The sequence below is a fragment of the Nocardia miyunensis NBRC 108239 genome (assembly GCF_001613065.1).
In the GTDB taxonomy this organism is placed as follows: domain Bacteria; phylum Actinomycetota; class Actinomycetes; order Mycobacteriales; family Mycobacteriaceae; genus Nocardia; species Nocardia miyunensis.
Genome location: NZ_BDBQ01000122.1, coordinates 22,690 through 34,762, shown reverse-complemented (window position 1 = coordinate 34,762; position 12,073 = coordinate 22,690). Strand labels below are relative to the sequence as shown.

At 68.9% G+C, this 12,073-nt stretch carries 1 protein-coding gene; it reads right to left on the bottom strand.

What is annotated here, in order from left to right:
- Positions 1-12,066 (bottom strand): type I polyketide synthase (locus tag NM2_RS49865; RefSeq protein WP_439956984.1); only part of this gene is annotated, 12,066 nt, incomplete at its 3' end.
- Positions 12,067-12,073 lie beyond the last annotated feature (7 nt).

Below are 12,073 nucleotides of genomic sequence, written 5' to 3'. Positions count from 1 at the left end.
CGGCACCACCCGGCCGGACACCACACCGGGAAGGGATTCTCCCCGACCGAAGGCCTGGATACCGGTTCGCAGGCCGTCGCGCTCAGAGGCAAGCACCACGGCGCGGTGATCGAACACCACGCGTGAGGTCGCGAGCGAGTAACCGACGTCGACCGGGTGCTGGTCGCCGATCCGCGTGGTCAGGCGTCTGGCCTGTTCGGCCAGGGCCTCGGCGGTGTGCGCCGAGATCACCCATGGCAGCACGCCACCGGCCGGGGTGGTCTTGTTCTCCGGGACGGAAGCCGGGTCGGCGGCCGGCGCCTGTTCGACGATGAGGTGGGCGTTGGTGCCGCTGAGTCCGAAGGACGAGATACCGGCGCGACGCGGCCGGTCCACCTGCGGCCACTCCACCGGCTCGCTCAACAACCGGATATTGCCCTGTGACCAGTCGACTTTCGTACTCGGCCGATCGACATGCAACGTCTTGGGCAACACACCGTGGCGCATCGCCATGACCATCTTGATCACACCACCCACACCCGCAGCGGCCTGGGCATGACCGATATTCGACTTCAACGACCCCAGCCACAACGGACGATCCGCGGCACGATCCTGCCCGTAGGTAGCGAGCAGCGCTTGGGCTTCGATCGGATCGCCCAGCGTCGTCCCCGTACCGTGGCCTTCCACGGCGTCGACCTCGGCGGGCGAGAGTCCGGCATGGGCCAACGCCTGCCGGATCACCCGGCGCTGCGAGGGACCGTTCGGCGCGGAGAAACCATTCGACGCCCCATCCTGATTCACAGCCGAACCGGCCAGCACCGCAAGAATCTCGTGACCGTTGCGACGAGCATCGGACAACCGCTCCAACACCAGCATGCCCGCGCCCTCGGACCAGCCCACACCATCCGCGGCGTCCGCGAACGACTTGCACCGGCCATCCGTGGACAACCCGCGCTGGCGGGAGAATTCGAGGAACATATCCGGCGTAGCCATCACCGCGACGCCGCCGGCCAGCGCCAGATCGCACTCTCCCGACCGCAGCGACTGCGCGGCCAGATGCATCGCCACCAACGACGACGAACACGCCGTATCCACCGACACCGCAGGACCTTCCAACCCCAGCGTGTACGCGATACGCCCGGAGACCAGACTGCCGCCCGCGGTTCCCGCCTTGCCGGTGCCCTGGGCGTAGTCGTGGTACATCACGCCGGTGAACACACCGGTTGCGCTGCCCCGCAGCACGGCCGGATCGATCCCGGCCCGTTCCAGTGCTTCCCACGAGGTCTCCAGCAGCAACCGCTGCTGCGGATCCATCGCCATGGCCTCGTTCGGGCTGATGCCGAAGAAGTCGGCATCGAAATCCGCTGCGGAATAGAGGAATCCACCGGCGCGCGCGTATGTCTTGCCGGGTTTTCCGGGCTCCGGGTCGTAGATACCGTCGGCATCCCAGCCGCGGTCGACCGGCCATTCACCGTTGGTGTCGACACCTTCGGCGACCAACCGCCACAAGTCCTCGGGCGACACCACACCACCCGGATACCGGCAACTCATCGCCACAATCGCAACCGGATCACCGTCCACCCGAACCCGGCCGGACGGCTCCGCATCGGCAACCGCCTCACCGGCCAGCTCCGAACCGACGAACTCGGCCACCACCTCCGCATTCGGATAATCGAAAATCAATGTCGCCGGAAGCTGCAAACCCGTCGCCGCATTCAACCGATTCCGGAACTCCACCGCACCCAGCGAATCGAAACCCAGCTGCTGGAAAGCACGCTGGGGCTCCACCGCATCCACCGACGCATGCCCCAGCACACCCGCGGCCACCGACCGGACCAGATCCAGCACAGCCACATGCCGATCCACATCCGGCAAACCGGCCAGCGTGCGGGCGAACGCGTGATCGGGACTCTGGTTTCGTGCCCGGCGCCGCATCGGGGCCGGGGCAATCGCACGCAGCAGTGCCGGGAGCTCGTCGCCGCGGTCGCGCAGGGCCGCCGGATCGATGCGCAATGCCACCACCTGCGCGGATTCGGTGGCGATCGCCAGATCGAACAGCGCCAGCCCGTCGGTTTCGCTCAGCGGCGGAAGTCCCTGCCTCCGGATCCGCTCGACATCACCGTCGGACAGCATGGACCCCAGGCCGGCCGACGTCGCCCACAATCCGTAATCGATGGCGGTCGCGGGCAGGCCCGCCGCGCGACGATGGGCGGCCAGTGCGTCCAGAAAGACGTTGGCCGCAGCATAATTCGCCTGCCCGGCCGCCAGCACCGAACCGCCCACCGACGACACCAGCACGAACAGCGACAACGGCCGATCACGGGTCAACTCGTGCAGATACCACGCCGCGTCGACCTTCGGCGCGAACACCGGCCCGAATCGATCCGCCGTGAGGGATTCGACCAACCCGTTGTCGCCGGCGCCCGCCGCATGCACCACACCGATCAGCGGATGCTCGTCCGGGATCTCGTCGATCAGCGCCGCCAACGCCGCGCGGTCGGAGACGTCGCAGGCCGCGATTCGCACCTGCGCGCCGAGTTCCACCAGCTCGTGACGCAACTGCTCGGCACCGGGCGCGCACGATCCGCTGCGCGATGCCAGAACCAGCTGCGCCACACCGTGATTCACGACGAGGTGCCGCGCCGTCAACGCACCGAGTCCACCGGTTCCGCCGGTAATCAGCACGGTGCCGGGCGCGAGGGAGCGAACCACCGCGCCGGGGGCGTGCCGGCGCAACCGCGGAACCAGCACATCCGCCCCTCGCACCGCGACCTCCGGCTCGGCGGCGGGCGGTGCCGTCGCGGTCAGCGCGGCGACGGGATCCCGGTCGCGGTCGAGGTCGAGGAGCTGGAACCGGCCGGGGTGCTCGGCTTGCGCCGCCCGCACCAGACCCCATACCGGCGCCTGCGCCGGATTCACCTGCTCGGCGCCATCGACGGATACGGCCTGTCTGGTGACGACGACCAGGCGAGACCCTCCGAAATGCGCAGTGCGCAACCATGTTTGCACGGCCTCGAGGACACCGGCGACAATTCGCCGGGCCGCGACCGGCGGTGCGGACTCGTCCTCGGGGCATTCGAGAACGACGATCTCGGGTACGACGGTGTTCTCGGCCGCAGCCAGGTCGGCGACCAATGCCGCGAGGTCGCGATGCCGTGGCGCACCGTCGGAGCTCCGTCCGGAACCCACCACCGCGACGCGGTTCGGATCGACCGTCGCGGATGCCGTGGAGGCGGCGATCCACTCCACCCCGAACAGCGATTCCGCGACCGGATTCGCCTCGAGGCGCTCGGCCGACACTGGCCGCGAGACGAGTGCGCCGACCGACAGCACCGGCCGCCCCTGCTGGTCGGTGATCCGCACGCCGAATCCGTCGGCGTCCGGTGAAATCCGCACGCGCACCACCGCCGCTCCGGTCGAGTGCAATGCGACCCGGTTCCACATGAACGGCAACGCCGGGGAATCACCGATGTCACCATTGCGGAAACCGTGCACGATCCCGGCGTGCAGTGCGGCATCGAACAGCGCCGGATGAATGCCGAACCCGTCGGCGCGCCCGGAATCGGGTAGCGCGATCTCGGCGAACATTTCGGTCCCGTGTTGCCACATCGCCCGCAAGCCCCGGAAGACCGGGCCGTACCCGTACCCGACGGAGGAGAGCTCGTCGTAGACGCCGTCGACGTCGACAGTGGTGGCGCCCGCCGGGGGCCACGAGGCCGGTTCGAATTCGTCGGTTTCGTCCGACGTGAGAGCACCTTCGGCGTGCACCGTCCACGACGACACCGTGTCGACATCGCGGTCGGGGCAGGAGAAGATCCGGATTACGCGCCGCCCCGCCGCGTCCGGCTCACCGAGCACTACCCGTACCGCGACCCCGCCGGTTTCCGGCAACACCAGCGGCGCCTGCAGCACCAACTCGTCGAGCATCGGGGAACCGACTCGTTCCCCGGCGTGCAGGGCGAGTTCGACGAAGCCGGTTCCGGGGAACAACACCGTATCCATCACCCGGTGATCGGCGAGCCACGGGTGGGTCTGCACGGACAGGCGCCCGGTGAGGGTCACCGTGTCGGAATCCGGTTGTGACACCATCGCCGAGACCAGGGGATGTCCGGTGGATGCGAGGCCGACGGCCCGAAGGTCGCCGCCGACGGCGGTCGCCTCCGCCCAATAGCGCCGGCGTTGAAAAGCGTAGGTGGGCAGGTCGATTCGCCGGGCTCCCGTGCCGATGTACAGGCCGGCCCAGTCCACCTCGGCGCCCGCGACGAACAGTCCGGCCACCCCGGCGGTCACCATCGCCGCATCGGCCCGATTCCGGCGCACCGGTGCGACCACGGCAGGAACCGCCGTCACGGCCCCCGCTGTCGCCTTGTGCTCGAGGGTTTGGGTGATCATCGGAGCGAGCACCGCATCCGGCCCGATTTCGGCGAAGCGGGAGACTCCCAGATCCGCCATCGCGCCGACCGCGTCCGCGAACCGCACCGTGTCCCGAACCTGCGCGACCCAATACGCCGGGGACGACATCTCATCGGTCACCCGGGCGCCGGTCGCCGTGGACACCACGGCGATCTCGGGACGGCCGAAGGTCAAACCCTCGACGGCACGGGCGAATTCGGCGAGCATCGGCTCCATCGACGCCGAATGAAACGCATGCGACACGCGCAACCGGGTCGTCCGCCAGCCATGCTCGGCGCCGTGAGCGGCGACCGCCAGCACATCGGATTCGACGCCGGACACCACCACCGACGACGGACCGTTCACCGCCGCGATCGAGACGTCACCGCTCAGCAACGACAGCACATCGGTCTCCGACGCCCCGACCGCCACCATCGCGCCACCGGCAGGCAGGGCCTGCATCAGCCGGCCGCGCGCGGCGACCAGCACACACGCATCCGCCACCGACAGCACGCCCGCCACATGCGCGGCAGCGACTTCACCGATCGAATGACCCGCCACCACCCCGGCGGTCACACCCCACGATTCGAACAACCGGAACAGCGCGACCTCGAACGCGAACAATCCCGCCTGCGCGAAGACGGTGCGGTCGATCAGGCCATCGTCGGCCAACGCGTCGCGCAGCGAGACCTGCTGTCCCAGAGCGGGTTCCAACTCGGCCACGATCGCGTCGAAGTGCTCGGCGAATACCGGGTAGGCGGAGCGGAGTTCGGCGGCCATACCGGCCCACTGCGCCCCCTGCCCCGAGAACACCATGCCGGTCGAACCCGGCAGCACCCGGCCGGACACCACACCCGGCGCCTGCTCACCGCCGGCCAATGCCCGTACGCCCGTGAACAAGTCGGTACGGTGGCCGGCCACCACGACAGCACGATGCTCGTGCACACCACGGGTGGACGCGAGGGAAAACCCGATGTCGATCGGATCGTGCTCGTCGCCGATCGCGGACGCGAGGCGGTCGGCCTGACCGGCGAGGGCCGCGGCACTGCGCGCCGAGATCACCCAGGGCACGACGCCACCGGTCGGCGCGGTGGACGCCGGCTCCACCGGCACCGCCACGCTCGGCGCCTGTTCCAGAATGAGGTGGGCGTTGGTGCCACTGATCCCGAACGAGGACACACCCGCCCGCCGCGGCCGATCCCCCTCCGGCCATTCGACCGGCTCGGTCAGCAACGCGATATTGCCAGTGGGCCAGTCGACTTTCGTACTCGGCCGATCGACATGCAACGTCTTGGGCAACACACCGTGGCGCATCGCCATGACCATCTTGATCACACCACCCACACCCGCAGCGGCCTGGGCATGACCGATATTCGACTTCAACGACCCCAGCCACAACGGACGATCCGCGGAGCGCTCCCGGCCGTAGGTCGCCAGCAATGCCTGGGCCTCGATCGGATCACCCAACGTCGTGCCGGTGCCGTGGCCTTCGACCGCGTCCACATCTCCCGCGGAGAGTCCGGCATCGGCCAATGCCCGGCGGATCACCCGCTGCTGCGAGGGACCGTTCGGCGCGGTGAAACCATTCGACGCACCGTCCTGATTCACGGCGGAACCCGCGACGACCGCCAGGACCTGATGGCCGTTGCGCTGCGCGTCGGAAAGTCGCTCCAGCACAAGCACACCCACGCCCTCGGACCAGCCCACCCCGTCAGCGGCGTCGGCGAAGGCTCGGCACCGGCCATCGGGAGACAGACCCCGCTGGCGGCTGAACTCCAGGAACATGTCCGGTGTGGCCATCACCGCGACGCCGCCGGCCAGGGCCAGATCGCACTCCCCCGACCGCAGCGATCCCGCCGCCAGATGCACGGCCACCAGCGAGGACGAGCACGCCGTATCCACCGATACCGCGGGCCCTTCCAACCCCAGCGTGTACGCGACCCGGCCGGAGACCAGACTTCCCCCGGCGCTGTTGCGGCTTTCCGTTCCCTGCGCGTAGTCGTGGTACATGACGCCGGTGAACACGCCGGTGGCGGTCCCCCGCAAGACGGCCGGGTCGACACCGGCGCGTTCCAGTGCTTCCCATGAGGTCTCGAGCAGCAACCGCTGCTGCGGATCCATGACCGTGGCCTCGTTCGGGCTGATCCCGAAGAAGTCCGCATCGAAATCCGCTGCCTCGTAGAGGAATCCACCATGACGCGTGTAGGTCTTGCCCGCCTTACCCGGCTCGGGGTCGTACACGGCCTCGACATCCCAGCCACGATCGACCGGCCATTCACCGTTGGTGTCGACGCCTTCGGCGACCAACCGCCACAGATCCTCCGGCGACGCCACACCGCCCGGATACCGGCAACTCATCGCCACGATCGCGATCGGATCGTCATCGACCCGAACCCGCCCGGCCGGGTTCTCCTCCACCACGTCCACACCGGCCAGCTCGGCACCGATGAATTCCGCGACGACCTGGGCGTTCGGATAATCGAATATCAAGGTCGCCGGCAGCTTCAACCCCGTCGCGGCATTCAACCGGTTCCGGAACTCCACCGCCCCCAGAGAATCGAAACCCAGCTGCTGAAAAGCACGCTGCGGTTCCACGGCATCCACGGACGTGTGCCCGAGCACACCCGCGGCCACCGAACGCACCAGATCCAGCACAGCCACTCGCCTGTCGGCCTCCGACATACCGGCCAGCGCGTCCAGGAAGGCGTGAGTAGCCGCGGAGGTGGTGTGGCGGCGACGTGCGGTCGCCGGGGCGGCGAGTGCGCGCACGAGTGCCGGAATGTTCTCGCCACGGGTCCGGAGTACGGCGGAATCGACCCGCAGCGCGACCAGTTGAGCGGTCTCGGTCGCGATCGCCGCATCGAAGAGCGCCAGGCCCTCGTCCTCACCGAGCGCGGGGAACCCCTGCCGGCGCATCCGTTCGAAATCGGCGTCGGACAGCTCCGTGCCGAGTCCGCTCGAGCGCGCCCACAGTCCGTAATCGATCGCGGTCGCCGGCAGTCCCGCTGCCCGGCGATAGGCGGCCAGCGCATCCAGAAATACGTTCGCCGCAGCGTAATTCGCCTGGCCGGCCGCCAGCACCAGACCGCCGGCGGACGATATCACCACGAACAGCGACAACGACCGATCACGGGTCAACTCGTGCAGATGCCAGGCCGCGTCGACCTTGGGAGCGAACACATAGTCCACCCGATCCGCCGACATCGCCTCGACTACGCCGTTGTCGGCGGCCCCCGCGGCATGCACAACACCGACCAAGGGATGCTCGTCCGGAATGCTGTCGACCAACGCCGCCAACGCATCCCGATCCGATACGTCGCACGCGACAATCCGCACCTGCGCACCGAGCCCCACCAACTCGTCCCGCAACCGCTCGGCGCCGGGCGCGGCCGGCCCACGACGCGACACCAGAACAAGCCGCGTCACGGCGTGGTTCACGACCAGATGACGAGCGATCGACGCACCCAGACCACCGGTACCACCGGTAATCACCACGGTGCCGGGCTCTTCCAGGCGAACAGTGTCGCCGGCCGGGTGACGGCTCAACCGCGGAACCGATACGGCCGCACCGCGCACGGCGGCCTCGGGCTCGCCGGCGACGGCGGCGGCCCATGACGCCACAGCCAGCGGTGTGCGAGTCTCGCCCGCGTCCGCGTGGTCCAGATCCAGAAGCTGGAATCGATCCGGATGCTCGGCCTGCGCGGCCCGCAGCACACCCCAGACCGGCGCCTGCGCCAGGTTCACCGGCTCCGAATCGCGCACGGGGACAGCGTTTTCGGTCACCACGACCAACCGGGAGTCGGCGAAACGGGAATCGCTCAACCACCGCTGCACCGTCTCGAGCACACCGGCCACGACCTGCCGTGCCGCCACGGGCGGCGCGCCCTCACCTCGCGGGCATGCGAATACGACGATCTCCGGAACAACCGGCTCCGCGGCCGCATCCAGATCGGCGACCAGTGCCGCCAGATCGTCGTATCCGCGGCACTGACCCGCATCGGCGCCGGCACCGAGCACCGCCACCCGTTTCGGGTCGACAGCCACCGCCGACGCCGGAACCGCGACCCACTCCACGCCGAACAGATTCTGCGACACCCGGGGCGCGTCGAGCTGGCGGGCCGTGACCGGCCGGGACACGAGGGCGGCCACCGACAGCACCGGTTCGCCCTGCGTATCGGCTATCTGCACACCGAACTTCTCGCCCTCGACCGCGATCCGCACCCGCACCACCGCGGCCCCGGCCGCGTGCAACGCCACCCTGTTCCAGGTGAACGGCAATGCCGGGGACGTACCGCCTTCGCTGCGCAGTCCGTGCACGATCCGGACATGCAGCGCGGCGTCGAACAAGGCCGGATGGATGCCGAAGTTGCCGGCTCCGGCGGGGTCGGGCAGGGCGACCTCGGCGAACAGTTCGTCCCCGCGCTGCCACGCCGCCCGCATACCCCGGAACGCCGGACCGTAGCCGTAACCGAGATCGAGCAGCTCGTCATAGATGCCGTCGATGTTCACGGGCCGCGCACCGCTGGGCGGCCACGACCTCAGATCGAAATCGGCGACCACGCCACCCGAGGCGAGAACGCCTTCGGCATGGATCGCCCAGGGTTCCTCGGCGGCCCGGCGCGAATGGATACTCAACCGCCGACGACCGGTGTCGTCCGCGGCGGCCACCACCACCTGCACCGACACACTGCCCTGCGCCGGAAGCGTCAACGGAGTGTGCAGGACGAGCTCTTCCAGCACATCGCAGCCCAGCAGGCCACCGACGTGGCCGGCCAATTCGACGAATCCGGTGCCCGGCAGCAGTACCACGCCGAAGACGCTGTGGTCGGCCAGCCAATCGACGGACTCCACCGACCAGCGGCCGGTGAAGCTCACGCCGCCGGATTCCGGGTGCGGTACGGCGGCGCCGAGCAGTGGATGCGCCACGGCATCGAGGCCGACCGCCGTGACTCCGCCGAGTTCGGCTCCCAGCCACGATTGTGCCAGTACCTGCCGGGCGTCGAGCCAGAAGCGTTCGTGCCGGAAGGCATAGGTGGGCAGGTCGATTCGCCGCGCTCCGGTCCCGGAATACCAGCCGGCCCAGTCCACGTCGGCGCCGGAGACGAACAACGCGGCGATACCGGCCGACAGGGTCGCGGCATCGGCCCGGTCGCGGCGGGCCAATGCCACTACCGTCGGCGTCGCACCGGTGCGGGCACCGGCCGGGCTGTCCTCGAGGGTCTGGGTGACCATCGGCGCCAGCACCGCATCCGGACCGACCTCCGCGAAACGCGACACCCCCAACTCCGCCATCACCGTCACCGCATCGGCGAACCGCACCGAATCCCGAACCTGACGCACCCAATACCACGGCACCGACATCTCATCGGTCACCCGCGCACCGGTCACCGTCGACACCAACGGCACAGACGGACGCCCGAACGCCAAAGCCTCGATCGCCGAAGCAAATTCGGCCAGCATCGGCTCCATCAGCGCCGAATGGAACGCATGCGACACCCGCAGGCGTTTCGTCCGCCACCCACGCCCGGCGCACACATCGGCGACCGCCAGCACATCGTCTTCCACGCCGGACAGCACCACCGCCGACGGACCGTTCACCGCGGCGATCGACACGCCTGCCCTCAGCAGCGGCAGCACCTCGGCCTCGGACACACCCACAGCGACCATGGCCCCACCCGCGGGCAACGCCTGCATCAGTCGACCACGCGCCGCCACCAGAACACACGCATCGGTCAGTGACAGAACCCCGGCCACATGCGCGGCAGCGACCTCACCGATCGAATGACCGGCCACCACATCCGCACCGAATCCCCACGACTCCAGCAACCTGTACAGCGCCACCTCGAACGCGAACAAACCCGCCTGCGCGAAGACCGTCCGATCCACCAGATCGCCGTCCGCCAACGCATCACGCAGCGAAACAGACTGTCCGAGAGAAGTTTCCAACTCGGCGGCGATCGCATCGAAGTGCTCGGCGAACACCGGATACACGTACAGCTCGGCAGCCATGCCTGCCCACTGCGCGCCCTGTCCCGAGAACACCACACCCGTCGAACCCGGCACCACCCGGCCGGACACGACACCGGGAACGGACTCACCCGCCGCCAGCGCCCGCACCCCCGCCAGCAGAGCGTCACGGTCGCCCGCCAGCACGACGGCACGATGCGCGAAGACGGCACGCGTGGCCGCCAGCGACAGACCGATATCGAGCGAATCCTGTTCTCCTGCAGATGATTCCGCGCTGCCGAAGTGGGCCGCCAGGCGCGTGGCCTGATCCGCGAGTGCCGGACCACTGCGCGCGGACACCACCCAGGGCAGCAATCCGCCCGCGGGTGCGGTCCGCACCACCGAGTCCGTCACCGCTTCGGTCGCCGGTGCCTGTTCGATGATCACGTGCGCGTTGGTGCCGCTGATCCCGAACGAGGACACACCCGCACGACGCGGCCGATCCCCTTCCTGCCACGGCACCGGCTCGGTCAACAACCGGATATTGCCCTCGGTCCAGTCGACCTTCGCGCTCGGCCGGTCCACATGCAGCGTCCGCGGTAACACGCCATGGCGCATCGCCATGACCATCTTGATCACACCACCCACACCCGCAGCAGCCTGAGCATGACCGATATTCGACTTCAACGACCCCAACCACAACGGACTGTCGACGGCCCTGTCCTGCCCGTAGGTAGCGAGCAGCGCTTGGGCTTCGATCGGATCGCCCAGCGTCGTACCCGTACCGTGCGCCTCGACCGCATCCACATCCGCCGGGGACAGACCGGCATTGGCCAACGCCTGCCGGATCACCCGCCGCTGCGACGGACCGTTCGGCGCCGTCAAACCATTCGACGCACCATCCTGATTCACCGCAGAACCCGCCAGCACCGCGAGAATCCGATGACCGTTGCGCTGTGCGTCGGAAAGCCGCTCCAGCACAAGCACTCCGACGCCCTCGGACCAGCCCACGCCGTCGGCCGCATCCGCGAACGACTTGCACCGGCCGTCCGGGGCCAAGCCGCGCTGGCGACTGAACTCGACGAAGGTCTCCGGTGTCGACATCACCGTCACACCACCGGCCAACGCCAGATCGCACTCCCCCGATCGCAGCGACCCCGCGGCCAGATGCATCGCCACCAGCGACGACGAACACGCCGTATCCACCGTGACAGACGGGCCCTCGAAACCGAGCACATACGAAACCCGCCCGGAGGCAATGGATCCCGCGTTCGCGTTGGCCGGATAGTCGTGATACATCAAGCCGGTGAAGACGCCGGTCGCGCTGCCTCGCAACGACCTCGCGTCGACGCCGGAGCGTTCCAAGGCCTCCCACGAGGCCTCCAACAGCAAGAACTGCTGCGGATCCATCGTCGCGGCCTCGTTGGGGCTGATGCCGAAGAACGCGGGGTCGAATTCACCCGCCGAATGCAGGAAACCGCCCTCGCGGCTGTAGGTGCTGCCCGGCGTTTCCCCGGTCGGATCGTAGAGCCGCTCGACGTCCCACCCGCGGTTCGCCGGGAATTCCGAGGTGGCGTCGCCGCCCTCGGCGACCAGCCGCCACAGATCCTCCGGCGATTCCACCCCGCCGGGATACCGGCACGCCATCCCGACGATCGCGATCGGCTCCCGAAGGGCGGCGTCGAGCTTGCGGTTGCGCGCCCGCAGTCGCTCGGTCTCCTTGAGCGAGACACGCAGCGCCTGCGCCAGCTTCTGC